The following is a 25,040-nucleotide window of genomic DNA, read 5'->3' on the forward strand; positions in this document are numbered from 1 at the left end:
TACGAAGGAGCACCATGCGCGTCGCCCTGTTCCTGACGTGTCTGAACGACACGTTGTACCCCGACACCGGCAAGGCGGTGGTGAAGCTCCTGACCCGGCTGGGCGTCGACGTCGACTTCCCCATGGCTCAGACCTGTTGTGGGCAAGCGCACTACAACACCGGCTATCGGCACGAGGCCGAACCGCTCGCCCTGCACTTCGCCGACGTGTTCACCGGCTACGACGCGATCGTCACACCGTCCGGGTCGTGCGCCGCGATGGTGCGCGAGCTGTACCCGCGGATGGGCGAACGGGCGGAGGCCGAGGGCCGCGGCGGGACCCTGTCCGCCCACCTGGCCCCCGTGGTGCCCGCGACGTACGAGCTGACGGAGTTCCTCGTGGACGTGCTGGGGGTGACGGACGTCGGCGCGTACTACCCCCGCACCGTCACCTACCACCCGACCTGCCACGGGCTGCGCAGCCTCGGCCTGGGAGAGCGTCCGTACCAGCTGCTGCGGGCCGTCAAGGGACTTGAGCTGGTCGAGCTGCCGGGTGCGGACGAGTGTTGCGGCTTCGGCGGCACCTTCGCGGTGAAGAACGCCGACGTCTCGGCCGCGATGGGTGCCGACAAGATCCGCAACGCCGAGTCGACGGGCGCGCAGGCGCTCTGCGCGGCGGACAACTCGTGTCTGATGCACCTCGGCGGGACCATGTCCCGGCTGAAGGTGGACATGCGACCGGTCCACATAGCGGAGATCCTCGCGAGCACGGAAGAGAGGTCCGCGCGGTGAGCGGAACCTTCCTAGGAATGCCGGCGTTCCCGAAAGCAGCCCGTGAGGCCGTCGGGGACGAGCGGCTGCGTGCCAACCTCCGGCACGCCACCCACACCATCCGCGACAAACGGGCCCGCGCCGTCGGCGAACTCGAGGACTGGGAAGCCCTGCGGGAGGCGGGGAAGCAGATCAAGGACCACACGCTCCGTCACCTCGACCGTTACCTCGTCCAGCTGGAGGAAGCCGTCACGGCCGCCGGTGGCATCGTCCACTGGGCCTGCGACGCCGCCGAGGCCAACCGGATCGTCGCGGACCTGGTGAAAGCCACCGGCGAGACCGAAGTCGTGAAGGTCAAGTCGATGGCCACCCAGGAGATCGGCCTCAACGAGGCCTTGGAGGCCGAGGGCATCCGGGCCTACGAGACCGACCTCGCCGAGCTCATCGTCCAGCTGGCCGACGACCGGCCCTCTCACATCCTCGTCCCCGCCATCCACCGCAACCGCGGCGAGATCCGCGACATCTTCCACGACACGATGAAGAACTGGGGCCGTCCGGCGCCGGAGGGCCTCACGGACGAGCCGGCCGAGCTCGCGGAGGCGGCCAGACTGCACCTGCGGGAGAAGTTCCTGCGCGCGAAGGTCGCGATCTCGGGGGCGAACTTCATGGTCGCCGAGTCCGGCACCCTCGTGGTCGTCGAGTCGGAGGGCAACGGCCGCATGTGCCTGACGCTGCCCGAGACCCTCATCTCCGTCGTCGGCGTCGAGAAGGTCGTTCCGACCTGGCGGGACCTGGAGGTCTTCCTCCAGACCCTGCCCCGCTCCTCGACCGCCGAACGCATGAACCCGTACACGAGCACGTGGACCGGCACCATCGACGGCGACGGGCCGACCGCCTTCCACCTGGTGCTGCTCGACAACGGCCGCACCGACACCCTCGCCGACGAGGTGGGCCGCCAGGCGCTGCGCTGCATCCGCTGCTCCGCCTGCCTCAACGTCTGCCCGGTGTACGAGAGGGCCGGCGGCCACGCCTACGGCTCCGTCTATCCCGGGCCGATCGGTGCGATCCTCAGCCCCCAACTGCGCGGCACCACCTCCGAGATCGATGCCTCGCTGCCCTATGCCTCCTCGCTGTGCGGCGCCTGCTACGACGTGTGCCCGGTCGCCATCGACATCCCCGAGGTCCTGGTCCACCTGCGGGAGCGCGTCGCCCAGGGAGGCCCGGCGGTCACCCGCGGCGAGAAGGTCGTCCTCAGGCCCGCCCGGGGGCACGCGGCGGAGCGGGCGGCGATGCGCGCGGCCCGCTGGGTGCTGGGCAGCCCGGGCGTCCTGCGCACCGGTCAGCGCTTCGCTGCCCGCACCCGGCGCCTCCATCCCCGTACGCTCCCGGGCCCGGGTCGGGCCTGGTCGGCGAGCCGGGATCTTCCCTCGATGCCGGCGGAGCCCTTCCGCGACTGGTGGCAGCGTACGAACGGTGGAAAGGGAGAGGCGCAGTGAGCAGCAGAGAGATCGTTCTCGGCCGCATCCGGCGGGCGCTGGCCGACGTGCCCGCCGGCGACCACGCGTACGCGGATGCCGTCACCCGCGACTATCTGCGCGAACACGGGACGCGCACCCGGGAGGAGACCGCCGCGCTCCTCGCCGAGAACCTGAGCGAGTACCGGGCCGTGGTGCACCGCACCGATGCCGACGGTCTGCCGGCCCTGCTCGCCCGGTTGCTCACCGAGCGCGGTGCGACGAGCGTCCTGGTTCCACCGGGGCTGCCGGCGGACTGGCTCGGGGCGAGCGAGGTGACCCGTGTCCATGATCGGGCCGCGAGCAGCGCCTACGAACTGGAGAAGGCCGACAGCGTCGTCACCGGATGCGCCGTGGCCATCGCGGAGACCGGCACCCTGGTCCTGGACGGCTCCCCCGACCAGGGGCGCCGTCGCATCACGCTGATGCCCGACCATCACATCTGCGTCGTCCACGTCCCGGACCAGCTCGTCTCCTCCCTCCCCCAGGCCCTCGAACGGCTCGATCCGGCCCGGCCGCTCACCTGGATCTCGGGGCCCTCCGCGACCAGCGACATCGAGCTGGACCGGGTCGAGGGGGTGCACGGCCCCCGCGCTTTGGAGGTGGTGCTGCTCGGTGGGCGCTGACGCACATACCTGTGGACGCCCCCTCACCCGATGGGTGAGGGGGCGTCCACAGGTAATCGGGTACGTTCGTCAGCCCAGTTGGACGGCCTGCTCTCCGGCGAGGCTCCTCGACGAGCTGCCCACAGCGAAGCTGTACGTGCCGGGTGTGAGGGCCCAGGTCCCCGAGTCCCACACGGTCAGGTCCTGGTCGGGGACGGTGAAGGCGAGGCGCGTGGACTCCCCCGCCTTCAAGGTGATCTTGCGGAACGCCACGAGGCGGCGCGGCTCGGCTCGGGCGGCCTCGGGGAGGGTGGCGTACGTCTGGACGACCTCGGTGCCCGGCCGCGAGCCGGTGTTCGTGAGGGTGACCGAGACGGTGGTGCCCGTCTCGTGCCCGCCGCGCGCGACGGCCAGGGAGCCGTACGTGAAGGACGTGTACGAGAGGCCGTGGCCGAAGGGGAACAGCGGCTGCTGCCCCTCGGCGTCGTAGGAGCGGTAGCCGACCGCGATTCCCTCGTCGTAGGAGACGGCGCCGCCGGTACCGGGGTAGGAGGCGGGCGTGGTACCCGGCCCCTGCGAGGGAGCCGCGGGGAAGGTGACGGGCAGCCGGCCGGCGGGGTCGGTGTCGCCGAAGAGGACCTGTGCCAGTGCCGTACCCGTGCCCTGGCCGCCGTACCAGGTGTGCAGGACGGCCGCCACGTCGTCGAGCCAGGGCATGGCCACGGGGCCGTCGGTGTTGAGGACCACGATGGTGCGCGGGTTCGCGGCGGCGACGGCGCGGATCAGCTGGTTCTGGTCACCGGGCAGGTCGAGCTGGTGGTGGTCCATGTCCTCGCCGGCGATCCGGTTGACGACGACCACGGCAGCGTCGGCGGCGCGCGCGGTCTCCACGGCGGCCGGGATGAGGGAGTCGGGCTGCCAGCCGAAGGTCAGGCCGCAGGTGTTGGTGTCCGCGGTGGCGTTGGTGTACTCCAGCTCCACGGTGACCGGGTGGCCCGCGGTCAGCTCGATGGCGCCCTGGAGGGGGTAGTCGTAGGTGCCGAGGAAGAAGCGGCGGCAGTGTCGGGTGCCGGAGACGACGGTGACGCCGTCGATCGTCAGCTTCGCGGTGCCGGCGGGAAGCAGCGAGAGGCGGTGCAGGCCATCGGCGGCGGGCGTCAGCGTGCCGGTCCATGTCGCGGACCAGATCTCGGGAAGGCCCTCGTCCGGTGTGACGGCGAAGTCGACCGTCGCGTCGGTCCTTCTCAGCACGGGGGTGCCGGAGGCGTCGGAACCGGCGTAGTAGGTGCCGTCCAGCCCGGAGGACCCGTCAGCGGTGCGCAGGGAGGTCTGCGGGACGACGGCGAGCGGCAGGTCCCCGAGGGTGCCCTGGGCCTGCGTGACGAGAAGGTCCTCCTGGTCGGCGCGGGCGCGGATGGCCTGGAAGGGTGTGGTCCAGGCACCGGGGTCGACGTAGGTGGACCCGCTGACGCCGGTGAAGGCATCGGTGTCGGCAGGCCCGATGACGGCGAGGGAGGTCAGCCCGGTCGGCAGGGGCAGGGCCGCGCGGCGGTTGGTCAGCAGAACGGTGCTTGAGACCGCGGCCTCGACGGCGAGCGCTCGGTGCGATGCCGTACTGACATCGGCGGCCGGTTCCGTCACGGGGTGGTCGAAGAGGCCGGTGGCGAAGAGGGTGACGAGGATACGGCGCGCGGCGTCGTCGAGCCGGGTCGCGGGGATCGAGCCGTCCGTCAGGCCGCCGGCAGGGATCTTCACTCCGACCGGACCGAGGCCCGCGAGGTCCATGCCCGCCCGGACCGCGGCGATCTGGTCGTCACCGGCCCAGAAGTCGGGCACGGTGTAACCGCACAGTCCGAGGCCGTCCTTGAGGTCCGAGAGCAGTGCGGGGCTCTGCGTCGCGAACGTGCCGTTGATCTTCGGGTAGGCCAGCATGACCGACGTGTACGGGACCGCCGCCAGGACGTGGCGGAACGGGGCCTGGTAGATCTCGCGCAGGGCCCGCTCGGGGACGTGGGTATCGATGGAGAGCCGTCCGGCCTCTTGCGTGTAGGCGGCGAAGTGCTTGACGGTCGCGGTCACGTGGCGGCTCTGCATCCCGGCCGTGAGGGCGGCTCCCAAACGCCCCGCGAGCAGCGGGTCTTCCCCGAGGGTCTCGGCCTGGCGCCCGAAGTGCCAGGTCCGGACGAGGTCGACCGTGGGGCCCAGCAGGTTGTTGAAGCCCTTGGCGCGGCCTTCCTCGCCGATGGCTTCCCCGATCCGGCCTGCCAGTTCCTCGTCGAAGGTGGCGGCTTGGGCAAGCGGAACGGGGAAGGCGGTCACGTTCTGTTCGCCCCGCAGGCCCGCGGACGCGTCGACCATCGTCAGGGCCGGGATGCCCAGCTCCTTCAGGGAGGTGAAGTCGGCGCGTACGAGCGACTCCTTCTGGGCGGCGGTCATGCGCGCGAGCAGAGCACCGGCTCGGTCCTCGGCGGAAGGACGCGAGGTGGTGGAGACCTCGGGTACGGGCTCGGCCGTGTCGGCGGTATCTGTCGTGACCGCTGAGGCGGAGTCGGGCGTGCGGCTGTTCATAGCGGGTCTCCGAACCGGATGTGCGGGCCGTCGTGGGCGGTGAAGAGGGGCCGGCCGTGTGTCAGGGCACGGCCGGCCCCGGCTTGGGTGGGGCCTCTGGCCCCGGGCGGGGACGATCAGGAACGCAACGCCCTCATGCCGCCTTCGGACCGGCGACCGCAGTACTGAGCGTGTGCTCGCCGGGACCCAGACCATGCGGCGGACGGCCGGAAAGTTCCACGGTTCCCGTGCAGCCCGCGGGCACGGTGACCTGCACGGTCATCGTGCCGTCGGCCTGTTCCCAGAACAGTGCCGCGGTACCGTAGGGGGTCTGATGGCGGGTCCGCGCCCAGGTGATGTCGCCGCCGGGACGCGGGCGGAAGACGAGTGCGCGCGAGCCGGGTGCGACGGGGACGATGCCGCCGACCACGCGGTGCAGCCAGTCGGCGACGGCTCCCAGGGCGTAGTGGTTGAAGGAGGTCATGCCGCCCGGATTGAGGCTGCCGTCGGGGCGCAGGCTGTCCCAGCGCTCCCATATCGTCGTGGCGCCCTGGGTCACGGGGTAGAGCCACGAAGGGCACTCGGTCTGCCGCAGCAGCCGATAGGCGACGTCGAGATGGCCGGTATCGGTGAGGGCGTCGCAGATCAGCGGCGTTCCCACGAAGCCGGTGGCGATGCGGGCATCGCCGTCGAGGACGAGTCGGGCCAGCCGGTCACCGGCGGCCGGGCGCTGTGCGGGCGCGAGCAGATCGAAGGCGAGCCCGAGCGCGTAGGCGGTGGGAGTGTCGCTGGTCATGCGCCCGGAGGGCAGTACGTACGCGCGCCGGAAGGCGGATACGACGTCGTCGGCGAGCTTCGTGTACCTCTGGGCGTCGGTCGCGTTGCCGAGTTCCGCCGCGGACCGGGCCAGGTGGCGGGCGGAATGGGCGAAGTACGCGGTGGCGACCAGGTACCGGTCGGTGAGCCCGGCGGCGGGGTCTTCCGGTGGCGCCGCGGGATCGAGCCAGTCGCCGAGCTGGAAGCCGGTGTCCCACAGGTGACCCGGGCCGGCCAGGCGCTCCTGCAGGTGGACCCAGGCCTTGCCCATGGGGTAGTGGCGGCGCAGGAGTTGAAGGTCTCCGAAGCGCTGGTAGAGCACCCAGGGGGTGAGGGTGGCGACGTCTCCCCAGGCGGCGCCCGGCTGGATGGGCGTCCACATGGGTGCGCCGGGGATGACGGGGACGTACCAGGGCACCGTACCGTCGGGCAGTTGTTCCAGGCGGACGTCGGTGAGCCAGGAGTCGAGCATGCCGGCGCAGTCGTAGAGGAAACTCGCGGTGGGGGCGAAGACCTGGATGTCGCCGGTCCAGCCGAGGCGTTCGTCTCGCTGGGGGCAGTCGGTGGGGATGTCCACGAAGTTGCCGCGCATGCTCCACACGACGTTCTCGTGCAGCCGGTTGACCAGCGGGTCGCTGCACTCGAACCAGCCGGTGCGCCGCATGTCGGTGTGGTAGACCCGGGCGGTCACCTCATCGGCATTCAATTCGCCTGGCCAGCCCGCGACTTCCGCGTAGCGAAACCCGTGCAGGGTGAAGCGGGGCTCCCATGTGTAGGGCCCGTCGCCGGACAGGACGAGGGTGTCGGTGGAGACCGCCTCGCGCAGTGGGCGCGTGGCGAGCTCCCCGTCCTGAAGCACTTCGGCGTGGCGCAGGGTGATGGTGGTGTCGGCCGGGCCGTCGACGGTGATCCGGAGGCGGCCGACGAGGTTCTGGCCGAAGTCGAGAAGGTAACGACCCTCGCCGGTACGGGTGATGGCGACCGGGGCGATCTCCTGGGTCCGGCGCACCGGTGGGCCTTCAGGTGCGACCAGGGTGCGAGGGTCTCGCCGCCCGACGCGGACCCGCTTCCAGGAGCCGGTGTCGGCCGCGGACGGCGTGGACCAGGTGGGGTCGTCGAGTCGGGCGTCGAACGCCTCCCCCTCGTAGAGGCCGCTGGTCAGGATCGGTCCGGGGGCGGCGCTCCAGGAGGCGTCCGTGGCGATGACGGTGGTGGTGCCGTCGTCGTGGGTGATCTCCAGCTGGGCGATGAGGGACAGGTCGGTCCCGTAGATGTTGCGGGTGCCGCCGTCGAAGCCGTACCGGCCCCGGTACCAGCCGTCGCCGAGCCAGGCGCCGATGGTGTTGGTGCCCTCGGCGAGGTGATCGGTGACGTCGTAGGTGCGGTAGCGCAGCCGTTTCGGGTAGACGGTCCAGCCCGGGGCGAGTGCGTCGTCGCCGACGCGGCGGCCGTTGATCTCGGCCTCGTACAGTCCGTGCGCGGTGACGTAGAGACGGGCCCGGCTGATGGGCCGCTCGACGCGGAAGTCCTTGCGGACGCGTGCCGGGCGCCGCTCGGCGTCGTGGTCCTCCGGCCAGGCGGCACCGACGGGTACGGCCCGCCAGTCGGCGGGATCGAGCAGGCCAGCCTCGACGGCGGCGGGTTCGCTCCACCGGGACGGCCGGGCCGCGTCGCCGGTCCAGACCCGGACGCGGACGGCCACGCGCTCGCGTGAAGCAAGGTCTTCGCCGGGCCACGGGACGAGGACCGTCTCGGCGCTGTCGATACGGGCGGTGCGGTGGCGGTGGCCGCCGCGGTCGAGTTCGAGTTCGTACGCGTCCTGCGGTCCCGTGCCCGCCGGCAGCTCCCACGTCAGGCGCGGTGCGGCGGCGCCGATGCCGAGGCCGTCCGGCAGGTGCTCGAACGACACCGGACCGGGCTGAGCCGACGCCATGGGAGGCCTTTCCGCGAGCGGGCGGGCGAGGTGGGCGGTGGTGTCTGCCGTCATCCCTTCACCGCTCCGCCGGTCAGGCCCTTCATCACCTTCTGGTTGAGGAAGAGGTAGATCGCCAGGGTGCCGAAGACGTTGATGCAGATCGCCGCGAAGAGCGGACCGTACTGCGTCGCACCGAAGTCGGCCGTGAAGTTGAGCAGGCCGACCTGGACGGTCCGCAGGTCCTGGCTGTTGGTGAAGGTCAGCGCGATCAGCAGGTCGTTCCAGATGAAGAAGAACTGGACGAGGGCGACGGTGAGGACCGCGTTGCGGACCACGGGCAGGCTGATGGTCCAGAAGGCGCGCAGGATGCCGGCTCCGTCGATGGTGGCGGCCTCGAACAGCTCCCTGGGCACGGTCTTGTAATAGGTGGCCATCATGAACACCGTGAGCGGCAGTCCGGTGCCCGTGTAGGTGAGGATCAGCGGCCACAGGGTGCCCGAGAGACCGGTCTGGAAGTAGAGGGTGAACAGGGGCAGGAGGATCATCTGCGGGGGCACCATCATGCCCACCAGGAAGACCACCAGGGTCAGGCTCCGCCCCTTCCACACCATGATCTGCAGGGCGAAGCCGGCAGCGGTGCCCAGGAGCAGGATGAGGGCCAGGGACGGGACGACCGCCATCACGCTGTTCTGGACGTAGAGGCCGATGTTTCCGGTCGTCCACGCCTCCGTGTAGTTCCCCCACTCCCAGGTGGTCGGCAGGCTCCAGCTCGGGTTGTTCAGGTAGTCGGCGTTGGACTTGACCGAGGTGAGGAACATCCACACGAGCGGATAGGTCTCGACGACCAGGAGCAGGGCGACGACGACGCGCATCACCCACGGCCGGGCTCTTCCGCGGCGGCGCGGCGGGCGGCCTGCGGCCGGGAGACCGCGGCGGTGCCCGCGCGGAGTGGACTTCAGGGGTGTGTCAACGGCCATGGGTCAGCCCTTCGTGAGGTCGCGCCGCGTGAGGCGGAAGACGACCAGCGACACCAGCAGGCTCACCACGGTCAGCAGGAGCGCGATGGTGCTGCCGTAGCCGTATTCGCCGTAGGTGAAGGACGTCTGGAACATGTACAGGGTCAGTGGGGTCGTGGAGCTGCCCGGGCCGCCGTTGGTGAGGGCGACGACGGCGTCGAAGATCTTCAGGGTTCCGTTGATGCTGAAGATCAGCGACGACATCAGGACCGGGAAGGACAGCGGCAGCACGATGTGGCGTACGAGTCGCAGGCCCGAAGCCCCGTCCAGGCGTGCGGACTCCAGCACCTCGTCGGGTATGTCCACGAGGCCGGCGAACAGCAGCACGGCGTAGAAGCCCATGGAACGCCAGATCTCCATCACGATCAGCACCCAGAAGGCGGTGCCGCCGCTCGCGAACCAGTCGACCGGTTCCAGTCCGAGGGCGCCCAGGAGGGAGTTGACCGGTCCGGGCTGCGGGGCGACCTGGAACAGGTTCTGGAAGAGCAGTCCCACGGCGACGGTGGGCAGCACCACGGGGAAGAAGACCAGGGTGCGCACGAGCGCCGACGCCCGCTTGAGGTGGAAGACGTACAGCAGGGCGAGCAGGTAGCCGGCGAGCACCTGGCCGATCGTGACGACGAAGGAGAACTTGAGGGTGAACCACAAGGCCTCGTGGACGGCGGGGTCGGTCAACAGGCGCTCGAAGTTGGCCAGTCCGTTGCCGGTGAAGCCGTCGATGGAGTTGCCCTTGGTGAAGGAGTACCCCAGTGACCACACCATCGGGACCAGCATGATGAGGGAGTAGACGAGCAGGGCGGGGCCCAGGAGGATCAGGATGGCCCTGCGGTCACCGAGTACACGGTGCATAGGTGGTGTCCAGTTCGTCGAGGTGGTGGGGCGCGGGCGGCAGGGCTCGGAAGCCCGGGCGATGGCGCCGCGGGACTCCCGAGCCGGTCGGGGCCGCTCGCCGCCCGGCTTGCCGGCCTACGGGCCTACTGGTTCTTCAGGGCGTCCTGGACGGTCTGCATGAACTGCTGGGGGCTCATGCTTCCGTTGACCAGCGACGCCGCGTTGGAGGTGCTCACGGTGGTGGCCTTGGTCCCGAACAGCGCCTCGAACCAGAGGACGTTCTGCTTCGAGTCACCGATGGTCTTGCGGATCTGCGCGGTGACCGCGTTGGCGTCCTGGACGGGCGTGTTCGTCTTGAAGCCCGAGATCGTTCCCGCGTCCTTGAGCGCCGTGCTGCCGTAGTTCTTGGCGATGCAGGCCACCCAGTCCCCCGTCTTGCCGTCGAAGGACTTCGCGCCCAGGGTGATGCCCAGACCCACGTTGGACGGGTACTGGTCGGCGGAGCCCTTGCCGCCGGCGACCGTGGGGAACGGCATGAAACCGATGTTCTCGACGCCGACCGTGTTCACCTTCGGGTCGGCGATGTTGGCCAGCGCCCAGCTGCCCATGTAGAACATGGCGGCCTTGCCGGAGAGGAACTGGTTCATGGCGACGTCGTAGCTGATGGAGGCGACGCCCTCACCGAAGTACCCCTTCTTGCCGAGGTCGGCGATCTCCTGGGCGGCCTTCACGTAGGCGGGGTCGGTGAGCTTGGCCTTTCCGCTCCGGATGTCCTGGAGCGCGTCCGGGCCCAGGCTGCGGTAGAGGTAGCCGCTCAGCACACGGGTCAGCGGCCACCCCTCCTTGCCCGCGGCGGAGAACGGCTGCACGCCGCCGGCCCGCAGCTTCTCCGCGCTCGCGGTGAGCTCGTCCCAGGTGGTGGGAACGGCCACGCCGCGGTCCTGGAAGAGCTTCTTGTTGTAGAAGATCCCCTCGATGTTGTACTCGTACGGCAGCACGCTGACCTTGCCGTCGTACAGCGCCTTGATCGTGGAGACGGCCGCCGGCTGGAGCTGGTCGTACACACCGAGGAGCGACAGCTCTCCTTCCAGGTCCGCGATCTTGCCGGACTTGTCGAGCTGACCGGTGAGGGCGGGAGAGTTGCCCGCGGCGAACTGGACCGGGAGCGCGTCCTGTCCGGCGAGGAGCTGCAGCTTCTGGTCGAGGCTGCTCTGCGGCACGTTCTCGACCTTGAGCGGACGCGCCTTGTTCTCCGCGGCGCACGCCTCCTTGGAGAGGGTGGTCAGCACGTTCTTGACGGTGGTGTTCTCCGTTGCGCTCAGGTAGCTGAACTCCTTGGGCGCGGCCGCGGTGCTGCCGCCGGTGCCCCCGCAGGCGGTGACGAGCAGGGCGACCGAGGCGGTGCCGGCCGTGAAGGCGGTCCGGCGCGCTCGGCGGGCACGGCGCGGGTTGTTGGACACAGAGGTCTCCCTGTCATCGGTACGGAGAGGTGGGTGGTGAGGAGAGAGGAGAGAGGAGAAAGGCCGTCGGAAGTGGCGACGGGCGGACCCTCGGCGAGAAAGTGTGTAGAACGTTCTCCACTCGGGTGGCTCAAACACTGCGCCCCTTCCTCGCGAAGAGTCAAGACACGGATCTGTAACTCCTGCGAAATAAGCCCTTGGCGTTGACGTACTGTGCCGTTAGCGATGTAGACCGTTGCATTGCGAGGCGAGATCGGAGTGATGGCCCATGGACGCGACGCCGAAGCCCAAGAAGCGGGTGACGATCACCGATGTCGCACGGCACGCCGGCGTGTCCACTGCCGCGGTCTCGAAGGTCCTGCGCAACGCGTACGGATCGAGTCCGGCGATGCGGGAGAAGGTCCACGCGGCCATGGCCGAGCTGGACTACCGGCCCCACACCGCGGCACGCGGCATGAGGGGCCGGACCTACACCGTCGGCGTCCTGCTGGACAACATCCGCAACGCGTTCTTCGCCGACATCCTCGACGGAATCCACGACGAGCTGCAGGACGGCGCGTACACCGTGATGATCGGCGCGGCGGGGTTCGGCGCCGAGGCCCAGACCCGGACCGTTCGCGCCATGGTGGACCGCCAGATGGACGGCCTCGTCCTCATCGCCCCGGGCTGCCCGCGTCCCGAGGTCCTGGCGACGGCCGCGACCACACCGACCGTCGTCATCGGCCATCACGACACAGCGGACGCGCACGACTCGGTGGTGGACGCCGACGGCATCGGAGCGGGCCTGGTCGTGGACCATCTCACCGAGCTGGGCCACCGGGACATCGCATTGGTCTCCGCGTCCGGGACCAAGGCCGGCGCCTGGCGGCGGACCCCGGAAGCCGTATTGACCAGCGGTTACCTGGCGGCCATGGACCACCACGGCCTGGGGGCGCACGCCCGTGTCCAGCATGCCGCCTACTCCGACGAGGGCGGCTTCGAAGCGGGCATGGCCCTGCTGACGGCGCGGCGCCCACCGACCGCCATCATGGCGGGCGCCGACGTCGCGGCGCTCGGCATCTACCGGGCCGCGCACGAGCTCGGCCTGCGCATCCCGCGGGACCTGTCGCTGGTCGGCTACAACAACACCGCCCTCGCGGCCCTGGCTCCCGTACAGCTCACCAGCGTCGACCAGGCGGGACACACCATGGGGGCCACCGCGGCACGCATGCTCATCGACCGCGTGGAGGGCCGACGGGACCGGGCCATGCAGACCACCATGACGCCGCGCCTGGTGGTGCGCGGCAGCACGACGGCGCCGCGAGCCCGTTAGACCACGGCCGACACCTCCTCGTTGTCCCGCCTGCGGGGAGGACAGCGCGACGCGCCAGGCAGTGTGTGGGGGCATGGCTGAAGTCCGGAACGCAGGGCCGAGGAAGCGGGAGGGCGAGGTTGGCCCTGGCGCCCGGGCGGCGGGGGTGTCATCGGCGCGTGCGCTCGATGTACACGACTATGGGCGGTCCGAGATGCTTTGCCCACCCACTGCGTGATTCATGTTCCTGATGCTGATCATCTGTCGCATGGATGGGTGCCCCTGGACAGGCCCCGTCAGGTCGGCCCGTGTGGCACCCCGCGCTTCAGGCCCCGGGCGCGTCCCCCATGCGTCGGCCGACGCGCGCGGCCGTCTCGCGCAGCCAGATGTGGGCGGCGTCGTGGGTGTGGACGGGATGCCACCAGAGCGCCTCACGCAGCGGCACCGCCTCGTACGGCGGTTCCAAGACGCGCACGGCCGTGAACGGCGCGAGGAGCTCGGCCAGACGGGCTTGGACCAGGGCGATCCTGCGGGTGCCGGCCACCAGGAGCGGGAGGAGCTGGAAGCTGTCGACGGAGACCTCGACCCGGGGCTCGATGCCGAGCATGCCCAGTTGCCGCACCGCGGGAGCGTCGTACGTCCGCCGGTAGGCGACCCATGGCAGACGGGCGAGATCCTGGCGGGTGAGGTGCTCTTCGACGCTCGGATGATCGTCCGAGACGATGAAGACCCAGCGGTCGTCGTAGAGATCGGTGGCCGGGAAATCACTGATGACCCCGTGCGGCATCAGTACGCCGTCGGTGGCGCTGAGCAGGCTGGCCGTGTCGTCGACGACGGTGACGGGCGTCTGGGTGAAGCGCAGCCGGATGCCGGGGGCTTCCTCGTGTACGACGCGGGCGAACTCGGCTCCGAAGACGGCGACGGCGTAGTCGGACGCCACCAGACTGAACTCCCGGCTCTCCTTGGCGGGATCGAAGCTCGCCTGGCTGGAGAAGAGCCGCTCCAGCACGTCGTATGCGGTGGAGGTGCGGTCGAGCAGCACCTGCCCGAGGGCGGTGAGCTCGTAGTGGCCGCCGACCCGGGCGAGCAGGTCGTCGTCGAAGTGACGGCGCAATCGCCCCAGGGCGGCGCTCATGGCCGGCTGGCTGAGCCCGACGCGCTGCCCGGCCCGCGTGACGTTGCGCTCCTCCAGCAGGGCGCGCAGAGCCACCACGAGGTTGAGGTCCAGACGGGCCAGATTCACGGCATTTCCCCTTGCTGTTCGGGCGCCGACCGTGGGGTATCCATCCGACGGATGACAACCATCCGAACAATCGATTTCCCTGATCAAGGTGGCAGGTCCAGATTAGTCCCATCGCAATCAGGAGGACATGTCCGTGAAACCTGGATCCCCGTCCGCGCTCTTTGCCGGACCTTTCGCCCTCGCGACGCTTTCCGTCCCGGAGGGGCCCGCCTTCCCCGCCCTGCTCACCCCGGACGCCCAGGTGCTCGACCTGCGGATCGCCCTGGGCGATGCGCAGGTGACCGCCGTGGGTCTGCTGGAGAACTGGGAGGCCACGCTGCCGAGGCTGCGGGCCCTGGCCGAAGAGGACCGCACCGATCGCAGGCCCCTTTCGGAGCACCGGGTGCACGCGCCGGTCGAGCCTCGCCAGGTGTTCCAGTCGGGCGCCAACTACCGGCAGCACGTGATCGACCTGCACGTGGCGCACCGGGCCCCGGATGACGAACGCTCCGAGGAGGAACGGCGCGCGGAGGCTGCAGAGATCATGGACCGCCGGGCGGCCGAGGACCTTCCCTACGTCTTCATCGGCCTGCCGAGCTCCCTCACCGGCCCGTACGACGACGTCACCCTCCCCGCCTGGGCCGAGAAGCCCGACTGGGAACTGGAACTGGCGGCCGTGATCGGCCGTCCCGCCTACCGGGTCTCCGTGGAGGAGGCGATGGAACGCGTCGCCGGCTACACGATCGCCAACGATCTGACCGACCGGTCGACCGTCTTCCGCCGGGACATGCCGCAGATCGGCACCGACTGGCTGCGCAGCAAGAACGCGCCGGGCTTCACCCCTCTCGGGCCCTGGATCGTGCCCGCCGAGTCGATCGCGGACACCGGTGACCTGCGGCTGACGCTGAAGCTCAACGGCGACACCATGCAGGACGAGTCCACCAAGGACATGATCTTCAGCGTGGCCCGCGTGGTCTCCTACATCTCACAGACCGCCCGGCTCCTCCCCGGCGACCTGGTGCTCACCGGCTCCCCGGCGGGCAACGGCATGCACTGGGGCCGGCTGCTGCGCGACGGCGATGTCATGGACGGCGCCATCACGGGCCTCGGCGCGCAGCGCACCCGCTGTATCGCGGAGGCGTGATGAGCCTGGACCGCCGCGACCCCGAGGGTTCGATCGCCCGTACCGCCAAGGCTTGCTCCAACTGGGGCCGCTGGGGCGCGGACGACGTACTCGGCACACTGAACTTCCTCGACGAGGCCAAACGCCGTGAAGGCGCCGCACTCGTCCGGCGCGGTGTGAGCTTCTCGCTCTCCCAGCGCTTCGACATCAACGGCCCGCAGAAGGGCTGGCGTCGGCGCACCAATCCGGTGCACACCATGCTGGACACCGGAACGGACGCGGCCCTCGGCAACCAGGGCCTCCCGCACGGCATCGGCGGCGCCGACGACGTGATCGCCATGCCGCTGCAGTGCTCGACCCAGTGGGACGGGCTCGGCCACATCTTCGACCACGGCAAGGCGTGGAACGGCCGCCCCGCCGAGAAGGTCGTCACCTCCGAGGGCGATCTGGTCACCGGCATCGAGCACATGGCTCACCAGATCGCCGGGCGAGGAGTGCTGCTGGACGTGGGCCGCGCCGTCGGCCAGGACGGTGAACTGCCCGACGGTTTCGCGATCACCGCGGAGCACCTGACGGCCACCGCGGAAGCCCAGGGCGTGGCCGTGGGGCGCGGGGACCTGGTCCTCGTACGCACCGGGCAGCTCGCCCGGATACGCCGCGACGGCTGGGGCGAGTACGCGGGCGGCCCGGCCCCCGGCCTGTCCTTCACCAGTGCCGGCTGGCTCCACGGCAGCGAGATCGCGGCGATCGCCACGGACACCTGGGGCTTCGAGGTGCGCCCCAACGAGTTCGAGCACGCCTTCCAGCCCCTGCATCAGGTGGCCATCCCGCACATCGGTCTGCTGATCGGTGAGATGTGGGACCTCGATTCCCTGGCCGAGGACTGCGCGGCCGACGGCGTGTACGAGTTCTGGCTCACCGCCGCTCCCCTGCCGATCACCGGTGCGGTCGGGTCCCCGATCAATCCGATAGCCGTCAAGTAGTCCGCCAACTCATCCGAGGAACAAGGGAGTTCCCATGACCGAAACCCGCACGGTCCTCGTCGTCGGCGGCGGTGCGGCCGGCAACGCCGTGACGATCCTGCTGCGCCGCGCCGGCTTCTCGGTGGACCTGGTCGAGGCCAAGGCCGACTGGAACGCCACCGCCGGATCCGGCATCACCCTCCAGGGCAACGCCCTGCGCGTGCTGCGCGAACTGGGTGTCTGGGACCAGGTGAGGACGTCCGGCTTCGGCTTCGGTTCCGTCGGCATCACCGCGCCCGACGGAAGCGTCCTGCACGTCCACCGCGATCTACGCACAGGTGGTGACGATCTGCCCGCCACGCTCGGCATGCAGCGGCCCGAGCTCCAGCAGATCCTGATCGATGCCGTCCGAGCGGGCGGAACCCGGGTCCGCCTGGGCACCCGGGCCGAGATCCTCGACCAGGACGCGGAGGGCGTCTCCGTCCGTTTCACCGACGGTACGGAGGAGCGCTACGACCTGGTGATCGCGGCCGACGGACTCGGTTCCGCCACCCGAGCGGCCATCGGCGTCACCGCCAAGCCCGAGCCCACCGGCATGGCCATCTGGCGCATCTCCGCGCCGCGCCCCGCCGAGGTGACCCGCACCGATCTCGCCTACGGCGGACCGGCGTACATCTCCGGCTACTGCCCCACCGGCGACACGACCCTGTACGCGTACGTCGTCGAGGCGAACCGGGACCGGGCATCCATCCCGCCGGAGTCGTACGCCGACGAGATGCGCAGACTGGCCTCCGCCTACGGCGGCTTCTGGCCGCAGATAGCCGAGAACATCACGGACCCCGGACAAGTCAACTACACCTGGTTCGACCAGATGCTGGTCGAGGGCTCGTGGCACCGCGGCCGGGTCGTCCTCATCGGCGACGCCGCCCACTGCTGCCCGCCCACCCTCGCGCAGGGTGCCGCGCTGTCCCTCGAAGACGCGTGGGTGCTCGCGCAGATGCTGGCCGGCGCCGACGACTGGGACGACGCTCTGCTCCAGGCGTTCTACGAGCGGCGGATCGCCCGCGTCCGCCCCGTCGTGGAGGCGTCCGTACAGATCGGGCAGTGGCAGCTCGACGGGGTGCGCGACGCGGACGTGCCGGGCCTGATGGGCCGCACCATGACGATGCTGCGGGAGCTGCCGTGAGCCGCGTGCCCAGGCCGGAGCCGCTGACCGCGCCCACGATCGACGTGCACGCCCATGTGCTGCTGCCGGAGGTCGAAGCCCTCGTGGCCGGCCTGCCGGGACTGGCGGAGGCAAGGGCCCTCGATGCCCTGCGCAACGGCTCCGAGACGCTCGCGGTCAGCGGGCCCATGGTCCGCGACCGCATCCCCCGGCTGACCGACCCCGCCGTACGGCTCGCCGCCATGGACGCGCAGGGCGTGGACGTGCAGTTGGTCAGTCCGTCCCCCTCCCACTATCACTACTGGGCGGACGAGGACACGGCCGAGAAGGTGTACCGGCTCGCCAACGAGGCAACCGCGACCCACTGCGCGGCCGCACCCGACCGGCTGCGCGGACTCGGGCTCGTCCCCCTCCAGCACCCGGAACAGGCGGCACAAGCCCTCGACCACGCCGTGGAACACGGACTGGCCGGTGTGGAGATCTCCAGCCACGCACCGGGCCGCGACCTGTCCGACCCGGCGTACGAGCCCCTCTGGGCGCGGGCCGCGGAAACGGGCGCGATCGTCTTCCTGCACCCCTTCGGCTGCACGCTCGACGAGCGCCTGGACCGGTGGTACCTGTCCAACACCGTCGGCCAGCCCACCGAGAACGCCGTCGCGCTCTCCCACCTCATCTTCTCCGGCGTACTGGACCGCCACCCCGGCCTGAAGCTGATCGCGGCCCACGGCGGCGGCTACCTGCCCACCCACATCGGACGCTCCGACCACGCCTGGTCGGCCCGCTCCGACGCGCGCTCCGGCTGCCTGCACCCGCCCAGCAGCTACCTCAGGCGGATCTACTTCGACTCGTTGGTCCATGACCCCGACGTCCTGCGGGAGTTGGTCCGGGTCGTCGGGTCCGAACGGGTCCTGCTCGGATCCGACTTCCCCTTCGACATGGGCACCGAAGACCCGGTCGCCGCCCTCAGGGCCGCGCGCCTGCCCGAGACCGCATTCGACGCCGTCCGCGGCGGCAACGCGGCCACCCTGCTGAACCTCGCCCTCGTCTGAGGAGGTACCCACCATGAACGCACGTCTGCTCACCCACCTGCGGCACGTCGACCTGGCCGTGCCGGACTACGAAAAGCAGCTCGACTTCTACGCCGGCGTCTGGGGCCTGACCAAGGTCGCCGAGGATTCCGGCGTCTCCTTCCTGGCCGCCGAGGGCTCCCCGGAGCAGTACGTGGTGCGGCTGCGCAAGGCCGAGGAGAAGCGGCTCGACCTCGTCTCCTACGGCGCCGCCGCACCCGCCGACGTGGACACCCTCGCCGAGCGGCTCCTGGCCGGAGGCGTCCAGCTGATCTCGCGGCCCGGAATCGTGGACACGCCCGGCGGCGGCTACGGCTTCCGCTTCTTCGACGTCGACGGGCGCACCATCGAGGTCTCCGCCGACGTCGCGGTGCGGCAGCACCGCAAGATCGAGGAGAAGGAGGCCATCCCGGTCAAGCTCTCCCACGTCGTCCTGAACTCCCCCGACCTCGATCGCACCCGCGCGTGGTACGAGCGCCACCTCGGCTTCCGTCTCTCCGACACCCTCAGCTCGCCCCACATGGGCGAGGTCATGCACTTCATGCGGATCAGCAACCAGCACCATTCCATGGCGCTGGCCAAGGGCCCGCACACCTCCCTGCACCACATCTCCTTCGAGATGCGGGGCATCGACGAGTACATGCGCGGCTCCGGCCGCGTGATCAGGGCGGGCCACCACAAGATCTGGGGCCCCGGCCGCCACATGGCCGGCGACAACACCTTCACGTACTTCCTCGACCCGCACGGCAACACCGTCGAGTACACGACGGAGCTGGAGCTGCTCGACGAGGACAGCTGGCATCCGCACGTCTACGACTTCTCCGACCCGGACGTGCCCGACCAGTGGGGCACCGCCAACGCCATGAACGAGATCGTCGCCAAGGAGTCGTTCAACGACCCCGACCGCGGTGTCTTCGTGGCCCCGCCGGTCTGATCCTCCCACCCGGCTCCGGGGATGCGGCGGCCCTGTCAGCTGCCCTGACACACAGTTCCGCGTCCCCGGACCCCGACGCCGGCGAACCCTCCCCGGCCCCCGCCCGCGAACCCGTGCGAGCCCTCACCGCGGCTCCCGCACCGACATCGGCCGAAGCAGCCGTACCCCACTGGCCGACCACTCCTACCGGGAGCCGCACATGCGCTTCGCCTCCTACGAGCACCACCATCACCGCCACGTCGGCGTCGTGGAAGCGGACGGCACGCTCTTCCCCCTGGCCGGCGTCTCCTCGCTCACCACCCTGCTGGAGCAGACCGGCGGTCTCCCCGGGCTCCTCGACGCCGGCGCGGCCGCACGCGACGTACCGCCCGGCCCGCACGTCTCCCAGGTGCGCCTGCTGCCTCCCGTGCAGCCCACGGCCGTACGGGACTTCGTCACCTTCGAGGAGCACGTCGAGGGGGTCCGGCGTGCCGTGGAGGGGAGGGCCGGTGTGCCTGAGCAGTGGTACGCCGCCCCGACCTTCTACTTCACCAACCCGCACGCGATCTACGGGCCGCTCGACGGGATCCCCGTGCCGCCGGGCGCGGCCGTGCTCGACTTCGAACTCGAAGTGGCCGCCGTCATCGGCCGCGAGGGCCGCGACCTCACACCTGAGCAGGCCCGCGAGCACATCGTCGGCTACACCGTCTTCAACGACTGGTCCGCCCGCGATCTCCAGTCGGCCGAGATGAAGATCGGCCTCGGCCCGTGCAAGGGCAAGGACACCGCCACCACCCTGGGCCCCTACCTGGTCACCGCCGACGAGCTGGAGCAGCACCGGGACGCCGAGGGCTTCCTGCGCCTGGCGCTGAGAGCCGAGATCAACGGCGTGACCGTCGGCGAGGACCTGCTGTCCAACATGAGCTGGACCTTCGAGGAGATGACCGCCTACGCCTCGCGCGGCACGGTCGTACGCCCTGGCGACGTCCTCGGCTCGGGCACCTGCGGCAACGGCGGCTGCCTCGCCGAACTCTGGGGCCTGCGCGGCGCGCAGACCCCGCCACCGCTGGTGCCCGGCGACACCGTCACCCTCACGGTCGAGGGCATCGGTTCGCTCACCAACACCATCGTTCCCGGGACCGAGCCCGTACCCCTGCCCGCGGGCCGCCGGCGCAATCGGGAGCGGCCGTGACCACTGCGGCGCCCCAGAGACTGCGGGGCAAGGTCGTGGTGGTCACGGGCGCCGCTCGCGGCCAGGGTGCGGCCGAGGCAGAAGCGCTGACCCGCGAGGGCGCCCACGTCATCGCCACCGACGTGGTCACCGGCAGCGGCTGCCGACACCTCGACGTCAGCAGCGAGGAGGACTGGGCGGGCCTCGCCGCCGAACTGCGCGAGACCTACGGCCAGGTGCACGGCCTGGTCAACAACGCCGGCATCACCTGGCGCGCCCGCCTCGGCGAGGTACGCGCCGAGGACATGGCCCGCGTCCACGCGGTCAACGTCACCGGGCCGCTCCTCGGAATCCAGCACCTCGCGCCGCTCATGCCTCCCGGGGCCTCCATCGTCAACGTCGGCTCGTCGGCGGCCGTCACCGCGCACTACCCGGTGGCCTACACGACCAGCAAATGGGCGCTGCGCGGTCTGTCGAAGACCGCCGCCCTCGAACTCGGCCCGCGCGGCATTCGCGTCAACACGATCCACCCCGGATACATCGAAACCGAGATGACCGCGTCCGCGGCCCCGGCCTTCCGCGAGGCCAACATCCGCGAAACCCCGCTGGGACGCACCGGCACCGTCGGCGAGATAGCACCACTGGTCGTCTTCCTGCTCTCCGACGACTCGTCGTTCATCAGCGGCGCCGAGATCCCGGTCGACGGCGGTCTCACCGCTCACGGCGGCGTCAAGTCCGTCTCGGACGCCTTGCGCCCGGGGGGTGGGGCGTGATGCGCGTGGAAGGCAAGGTCGCCCTGATATCGGACGGCGCCTGGTCCTTCCTCCTGCCCGGTGTCGCCTCATGAAAGGAGCACACACGATGGACAAAGTCATGGGCAGCGCCGCCGAGGCGGTGGCCGACATCCAGCCGGGCGCCTCACTGGCCGTGGGCGGTTTCGGTCTCAGCGGTGTACCCGAGGTCCTGATCCGCGCCCTTCTCGACCAGGGCGCGGACGGCCTGCGGGTCGTCTCCAACAACTGCGGGGTCGACGGACGCGGGCTCGGAGTCCTGCTGTCCGTCGGACGCATCGCGCGCGTCACCGGCTCCTACGTCGGCGAGAACAAGGAATTCGCCCGGCAGTACCTCGCCGGCGAGCTGGAAGTGGAACTCGTCCCACAGGGAACGCTCGCCGAACGCCTGCGTGCCGGCGGCGCCGGCATCCCCGCCTTCTACACCCCGGCCGGCGTGGGCACCCAGGTCGCCTCCGGCGGACTGCCCTGGCGCTACGCTCCCGACGGCTCGGTCTCCGTCGCGTCGCCTGCCAAGGAGACCCGGGAGTTCGCCGGGCGCCGGCACGTCCTGGAGCACGGCATCACCACCGACTACGCCCTCGTACGGGCCTGGCGGGGCGACCGGCACGGAAACCTCGTCTTCCGTAAGTCCGCGGCCAATTTCAACCCCCTCGCCGCCATGGCCGGCCGCATCACGATCGCCGAGGTCGAAGAGCTCGTCGAACCGGGCGATCTGAGCCCCGACGCGGTGCACCTCCCCGGCATCTACGTCCGCAGGGTCGTGGAACTCACCCCGCCGCAGGCGGCGGACAAGCCCATCGAGAAGAGGACGGTCCGTCCCTGATGCCCTGGACCCGCAACCAGATGGCCTCCCGGGCCGCCGCCGAACTCGTCGACGGCTCCTACGTCAACCTCGGCATCGGTCTGCCCACCCTCATCCCAGGGCTGCTCCCACCCGGCGTCCACGTGGTCCTCCACTCCGAGAACGGCATCCTCGGCACGGGCCCCTACCCCGTCGCGGACGAGGTCGACCCCGACCTGATCAACGCCGGAAAGGAGACCGTCACCGTGCTGCCCGGCGCCTCGTTCTTCGACTCCGCCCTGTCCTTCGGCATGATCCGCGGCGGTCACATCGACACGGCGGTCCTGGGCGCGATGCAGGTGTCGCAGTACGGGGACCTCGCGAACTGGATGATCCCCGGCAAGATGGTCAAGGGCATGGGTGGCGCCATGGACCTCGTTCACGGCGCCGGCCGCGTCATCGTCCTCATGGAGCACACCGCCAAGGACGGCAGCCCCAAGATCGTCGAAGACTGCTCCCTGCCCCTCACGGGCGAGCGGTGCGTTCACCGCATCATCACCGACCTCGGCGTCCTAGACGTCACCGAAGACGGCCTGGCTCTCGTGGAGACGGCTCCAGGCGTCACCATCGCCGAGATCATCGCCCGGACCCACGCACCGGTCCGCACGGAGCGTTAGCCGTGACGCCGAGGTGAACTCGCCGCAATAGTCCGTACACCAACGATGTGCGTACGACGTATCCGGCGTGACGGTTTCCGCCTCCCCTCTCCTGCGTTCTGCTCCGATCCCCAAGGAGGCCTCATGTCCGCACTCCCCACCCCACTCCGCATCGCCGTCGTCGGCGGCGGCATCGGCGGACTGGCCGCCGCGCTGGCGACCGCCCGCGCCGGCCACCACGTCACGGTGCTCGAACGCTCCGCCCGGTTCGGCGAGATCGGTGCCGGCTTGCAGCTCGCGCCCAACGCGTCCGCCGCACTGGAACAGCTCGGAGTCCTCCCGGCAGTCCAGCGCAACGCCGTCGCCCCACCGCGCCTGGTGATGATGGATGCTCTGACCGGTGACGAGGTGACCTCCCTCGACCTGCGCAGCGCGGCGTACACCGAACGCTTCACGCACCCTTACCTGGTCACCCACCGCACCGACCTGCACACCGCGCTCCTGGACGCCTGCCGGGACCATCCCGCCATCACGCTCCGCACCGGTCACACCGTCACCCACGCCGAGCAGGACGGCGCAGGAGTCCACCTGCGCTTCGCCGGCACCGGGGCGAAACTCACCGCCGACGCGGTCGTGGCCGCCGACGGCCTCCACTCGCGCCTGCGCCAGGCCCTGGTCGGCGACGGCGAACCGGTCTGCTCGCGCTACGTGGCGTACCGCGGGGCCCTGCCGGCCGAGAGCATGACGGGCAGGATGTCGCAGCACGCCGCGTCGGAAGCGGTGATGGTCTGGGCGGGGCCCCGTATGCACCTGGTGCAGTACCCCGTGCGGCGTGGCGAGCTGTACAACCAGGTCGCCGTGTTCGAGAGCGACCGCTACACGCCGGACTCGGATGCCTGGGGCTCCGAAGCCGAGCTCGAAGAACGGTTCGCCGGAGCCTGTCAGCCGGTCCGCGACGCGCTGCCGCTGGTGGCACGCGACCGCCGCTGGCCCCTGTACGACCGTCTGCCCATCGACGACTGGGTGCACGGCCGCATCGTGCTGCTCGGCGACGCCGCCCACCCCATGCTCCAGTACCTGGCCCAAGGCGCCTGCCAGGCACTTGAGGACGCCGTTGCCCTCGGGCAAGCGCTCGGCGGGTTCACCGACCCGGCCGACGCGTTCGCCGCGTACGCCGGGCAGCGCCGTCAGCGGGCGGCGCTCGTCCAGACGAACGCCCGGCGCTTCGGCGAGATCTGCCACCTGGAGGGAATGGGGGCCACCCTCCGCAACGCCCTCTTCTCGACCCGTTCGTCCGAGGACTTCGATGACATGTCCTGGGTGTGGACGCCGGCCCCAGCCTCCGTTCCCGCCCCGTGATCCCGCCACCGCAGGAGGACACCATGAACGACGAACTCGTCTACAAGGCGCTGGAGGGTTCGGGAGCCGCGCCGCTGTGGCGCTTCTACGGCAACCTGTTTCCCGCCGAGCCGAAGAGCCGTGCCGTTCCCCACCGTTGGAGCTGGCAGGAACTGCGGCCCCACCTGCTGCACTTCTCCCGGACCCTCTCCCTGGAGGAGGCCGAACGGCGCGTGCTCATGCTCGTGAACCCCGGTCTGAGCGATCCCCCGGCCACCGTCAACACCCTCTATGCCGGACTGCAGATCATCCTGCCCGGAGAGACCGCCCAGGCGCACCGGCACACGTCCAACGCGTTCCGCTTCATCCTGGAGGGCAGCGGCGCGTGGACCACGGTCAACGGCGAGCGCGTCTTCATGTCCCCGGGCGACCTGCTGCTCACCCCCGGGTGGCACTGGCACGACCACACCCATGAGGGCGACGCGCCGATGATCTGGCTCGACGCGCTCGACTACCCGCTCGTCAACGCCCTGGAAGCCGGCTTCTACGAGAAGTACCCCCAGCGGCTCCAGCCCGTCACGCGGCCCGACGACGCGGGCAGCAAGCAATTCCTGCACGGCCGGCTGACCCCCGCCTGGCTCACCCCCGACGGACCCCACTCCCCCGTGACCCGCTACACCTGGACAGAGACCCAACGGGCCCTGGACGCCGTCGCCGACACCGCCGAAGGCAGCGAGGTCGACGGCATCGTCCTCGAATACACCAACCCGTGGACCGGCGGTCCGGTCATGCCCACGGTCGGCTGCCGCGTCCAGCGGCTGCGCCCGGGCTTCCGGGGCGCCGGGCGCCGGCAGACCGCCTCCACCATCTTCAGCGTCGTACGCGGAGAAGGCGCCACGATCGTGGACGGAAAGCGGCTGGAGTGGTCCGAGAACGACACCTTCGCCGTGCCCGGTTGGACGTCCTACCGGCACCTCAACAGCTCGTCCTCGAACGACGCCGTGCTGTTCTCCTACAGCGACGAGCCCGTCATGCGCTCCCTGGGCCTCTACCGCACGGAAGACGCCGACCCCGGCGCCTGATCCACCCATCCGACACTTCACC

General features: G+C 70.4%; 21 protein-coding genes. 15 read left to right on the forward strand and 6 right to left on the reverse strand.

The window, feature by feature from the left end:
• Positions 1–14 precede the first annotated feature (14 nt).
• The 3 genes from OG730_RS04065 to OG730_RS04075 are packed head-to-tail and all read left to right on the forward strand — an operon-like array spanning position 15 to position 2,889.
• Complete coding sequence (locus OG730_RS04065; RefSeq protein WP_327302853.1) at positions 15–770, forward strand: (Fe-S)-binding protein; 756 nt, start codon at positions 15–17, stop codon at positions 768–770.
• Entirely contained in the window at positions 767–2,245 is a 1,479-nt protein-coding gene (locus tag OG730_RS04070) for a lactate utilization protein B (protein WP_327302854.1), read from the forward strand. Before OG730_RS04065 ends, OG730_RS04070 begins: the two co-directional genes overlap by 4 nt.
• On the forward strand, positions 2,242–2,889 hold the full coding sequence (locus tag OG730_RS04075; RefSeq protein ID WP_327302855.1) for a LutC/YkgG family protein: 648 nt from the start codon (positions 2,242–2,244) through the stop codon (positions 2,887–2,889). The genes OG730_RS04070 and OG730_RS04075 overlap by 4 nt, the downstream gene beginning before the upstream one ends.
• A gap of 69 nt (positions 2,890–2,958) precedes the next feature.
• Here OG730_RS04075 and OG730_RS04080 read toward each other — a convergent pair whose 3' ends face one another.
• The 5 genes from OG730_RS04080 to OG730_RS04100 form a co-directional block, all read right to left on the reverse strand.
• Positions 2,959–5,436: a glycoside hydrolase family 3 protein gene (locus OG730_RS04080; protein WP_327302856.1), complete on the reverse strand. Its 2,478-nt coding sequence runs from the start codon at positions 5,434–5,436 to the stop codon at positions 2,959–2,961.
• 133 nt (positions 5,437–5,569) lie between these two features.
• Positions 5,570–8,218 carry a family 78 glycoside hydrolase catalytic domain gene (locus OG730_RS04085; RefSeq protein WP_327302857.1) on the reverse strand — a complete coding sequence of 883 codons (2,649 nt, stop codon included), beginning with the start codon at positions 8,216–8,218 and terminating at the stop codon, positions 5,570–5,572.
• A complete protein-coding gene (locus tag OG730_RS04090; protein ID WP_327302858.1) occupies positions 8,215–9,123 on the reverse strand; it encodes a carbohydrate ABC transporter permease in 909 nt (302 codons plus the stop codon). Before OG730_RS04090 ends, OG730_RS04085 begins: the two co-directional genes overlap by 4 nt.
• Positions 9,124–9,126: 3 nt before the next feature.
• Positions 9,127–10,011, reverse strand: coding sequence for a carbohydrate ABC transporter permease (locus tag OG730_RS04095; RefSeq protein WP_327302859.1), 885 nt, complete (start codon positions 10,009–10,011; stop codon positions 9,127–9,129).
• A 125-nt stretch (positions 10,012–10,136) separates the two neighbouring features.
• Positions 10,137–11,453: an ABC transporter substrate-binding protein gene (locus OG730_RS04100; RefSeq protein WP_327302860.1), complete on the reverse strand. Its 1,317-nt coding sequence runs from the start codon at positions 11,451–11,453 to the stop codon at positions 10,137–10,139.
• 268 nt (positions 11,454–11,721) lie between these two features.
• On the opposite strand from OG730_RS04100, the gene OG730_RS04105 reads away from it, so the two are divergent.
• A complete protein-coding gene (locus OG730_RS04105) occupies positions 11,722–12,765 on the forward strand; it encodes a LacI family DNA-binding transcriptional regulator (protein WP_327302861.1) in 1,044 nt (347 codons plus the stop codon).
• A gap of 304 nt (positions 12,766–13,069) precedes the next feature.
• Here the strand turns inward: OG730_RS04105 and OG730_RS04110 are convergent, their stop codons facing one another.
• Positions 13,070–13,987, reverse strand: a complete 918-nt coding sequence (locus OG730_RS04110; protein WP_327302862.1) for a LysR family transcriptional regulator — start codon at positions 13,985–13,987, stop codon at positions 13,070–13,072.
• 127 nt (positions 13,988–14,114) lie between these two features.
• On the opposite strand from OG730_RS04110, the gene OG730_RS04115 reads away from it, so the two are divergent.
• The 11 genes from OG730_RS04115 (at position 14,115) to OG730_RS04165 (ending at position 25,018) form a co-directional block, all read left to right on the forward strand.
• Positions 14,115–15,110: a fumarylacetoacetate hydrolase family protein gene (locus tag OG730_RS04115; protein ID WP_327302863.1), complete on the forward strand. Its 996-nt coding sequence runs from the start codon at positions 14,115–14,117 to the stop codon at positions 15,108–15,110.
• Positions 15,110–16,072: a cyclase family protein gene (locus OG730_RS04120; RefSeq protein WP_327302864.1), complete on the forward strand. Its 963-nt coding sequence runs from the start codon at positions 15,110–15,112 to the stop codon at positions 16,070–16,072. The genes OG730_RS04115 and OG730_RS04120 overlap by 1 nt, the downstream gene beginning before the upstream one ends.
• A gap of 34 nt (positions 16,073–16,106) precedes the next feature.
• Entirely contained in the window at positions 16,107–17,237 is a 1,131-nt protein-coding gene (locus OG730_RS04125; RefSeq protein WP_327302865.1) for an FAD-dependent oxidoreductase, read from the forward strand.
• Positions 17,238–17,260: 23 nt separating this feature from the next.
• On the forward strand, positions 17,261–18,265 hold the full coding sequence (locus tag OG730_RS04130; RefSeq protein WP_327309145.1) for an amidohydrolase family protein: 1,005 nt from the start codon (positions 17,261–17,263) through the stop codon (positions 18,263–18,265).
• Positions 18,266–18,278: 13 nt separating this feature from the next.
• Entirely contained in the window at positions 18,279–19,217 is a 939-nt protein-coding gene (locus OG730_RS04135) for a VOC family protein (RefSeq protein WP_327302866.1), read from the forward strand.
• A 199-nt stretch (positions 19,218–19,416) separates the two neighbouring features.
• Positions 19,417–20,388: a fumarylacetoacetate hydrolase family protein gene (locus tag OG730_RS04140; protein WP_327302867.1), complete on the forward strand. Its 972-nt coding sequence runs from the start codon at positions 19,417–19,419 to the stop codon at positions 20,386–20,388.
• A complete protein-coding gene (locus OG730_RS04145) occupies positions 20,385–21,140 on the forward strand; it encodes an SDR family NAD(P)-dependent oxidoreductase (protein ID WP_327302868.1) in 756 nt (251 codons plus the stop codon). Before OG730_RS04140 ends, OG730_RS04145 begins: the two co-directional genes overlap by 4 nt.
• Positions 21,141–21,228: 88 nt before the next feature.
• Entirely contained in the window at positions 21,229–21,984 is a 756-nt protein-coding gene (locus OG730_RS04150; RefSeq protein WP_327302869.1) for a CoA transferase subunit A, read from the forward strand.
• On the forward strand, positions 21,984–22,619 hold the full coding sequence (locus tag OG730_RS04155; RefSeq protein ID WP_327302870.1) for a CoA transferase subunit B: 636 nt from the start codon (positions 21,984–21,986) through the stop codon (positions 22,617–22,619). Before OG730_RS04150 ends, OG730_RS04155 begins: the two co-directional genes overlap by 1 nt.
• 123 nt (positions 22,620–22,742) lie before the next feature.
• Positions 22,743–23,957, forward strand: coding sequence for an FAD-dependent monooxygenase (locus OG730_RS04160; RefSeq protein ID WP_327302871.1), 1,215 nt, complete (start codon positions 22,743–22,745; stop codon positions 23,955–23,957).
• A gap of 23 nt (positions 23,958–23,980) precedes the next feature.
• Positions 23,981–25,018, forward strand: a complete 1,038-nt coding sequence (locus tag OG730_RS04165) for a cupin domain-containing protein (protein ID WP_327302872.1) — start codon at positions 23,981–23,983, stop codon at positions 25,016–25,018.
• The last annotated feature ends 22 nt before the right edge of the window (positions 25,019–25,040 follow it).

Source organism: Streptomyces sp. NBC_01298 (assembly GCF_035978755.1).
GTDB lineage: Bacteria > Actinomycetota > Actinomycetes > Streptomycetales > Streptomycetaceae > Streptomyces.

Excerpts from the sequence above, each read along its gene's own strand:
- OG730_RS04120 (WP_327302864.1), top strand. The coding sequence starts at position 15,110 with ATGAGCCTGGACCGCCGCGACCCCGAGGGTTCGATCGCCCGTACCGCC.
- OG730_RS04105 (WP_327302861.1), top strand. The coding sequence starts at position 11,722 with ATGGACGCGACGCCGAAGCCCAAGAAGCGGGTGACGATCACCGATGTC.
- OG730_RS04090 (WP_327302858.1), bottom strand. The coding sequence starts at position 9,123 with ATGGCCGTTGACACACCCCTGAAGTCCACTCCGCGCGGGCACCGCCGC.
- OG730_RS04080 (WP_327302856.1), bottom strand. The coding sequence starts at position 5,436 with ATGAACAGCCGCACGCCCGACTCCGCCTCAGCGGTCACGACAGATACC.
- OG730_RS04165 (WP_327302872.1), top strand. The coding sequence starts at position 23,981 with ATGAACGACGAACTCGTCTACAAGGCGCTGGAGGGTTCGGGAGCCGCG.
- OG730_RS04125 (WP_327302865.1), top strand. The coding sequence starts at position 16,107 with ATGACCGAAACCCGCACGGTCCTCGTCGTCGGCGGCGGTGCGGCCGGC.
- OG730_RS04065 (WP_327302853.1), top strand. The coding sequence starts at position 15 with ATGCGCGTCGCCCTGTTCCTGACGTGTCTGAACGACACGTTGTACCCC.
- OG730_RS04135 (WP_327302866.1), top strand. The coding sequence starts at position 18,279 with ATGAACGCACGTCTGCTCACCCACCTGCGGCACGTCGACCTGGCCGTG.
- OG730_RS04095 (WP_327302859.1), bottom strand. The coding sequence starts at position 10,011 with ATGCACCGTGTACTCGGTGACCGCAGGGCCATCCTGATCCTCCTGGGC.
- OG730_RS04085 (WP_327302857.1), bottom strand. The coding sequence starts at position 8,218 with ATGACGGCAGACACCACCGCCCACCTCGCCCGCCCGCTCGCGGAAAGG.
- OG730_RS04140 (WP_327302867.1), top strand. The coding sequence starts at position 19,417 with ATGCGCTTCGCCTCCTACGAGCACCACCATCACCGCCACGTCGGCGTC.
- OG730_RS04115 (WP_327302863.1), top strand. The coding sequence starts at position 14,115 with ATGTCCGTGAAACCTGGATCCCCGTCCGCGCTCTTTGCCGGACCTTTC.
- OG730_RS04155 (WP_327302870.1), top strand. The coding sequence starts at position 21,984 with ATGCCCTGGACCCGCAACCAGATGGCCTCCCGGGCCGCCGCCGAACTC.
- OG730_RS04160 (WP_327302871.1), top strand. The coding sequence starts at position 22,743 with ATGTCCGCACTCCCCACCCCACTCCGCATCGCCGTCGTCGGCGGCGGC.
- OG730_RS04150 (WP_327302869.1), top strand. The coding sequence starts at position 21,229 with ATGGACAAAGTCATGGGCAGCGCCGCCGAGGCGGTGGCCGACATCCAG.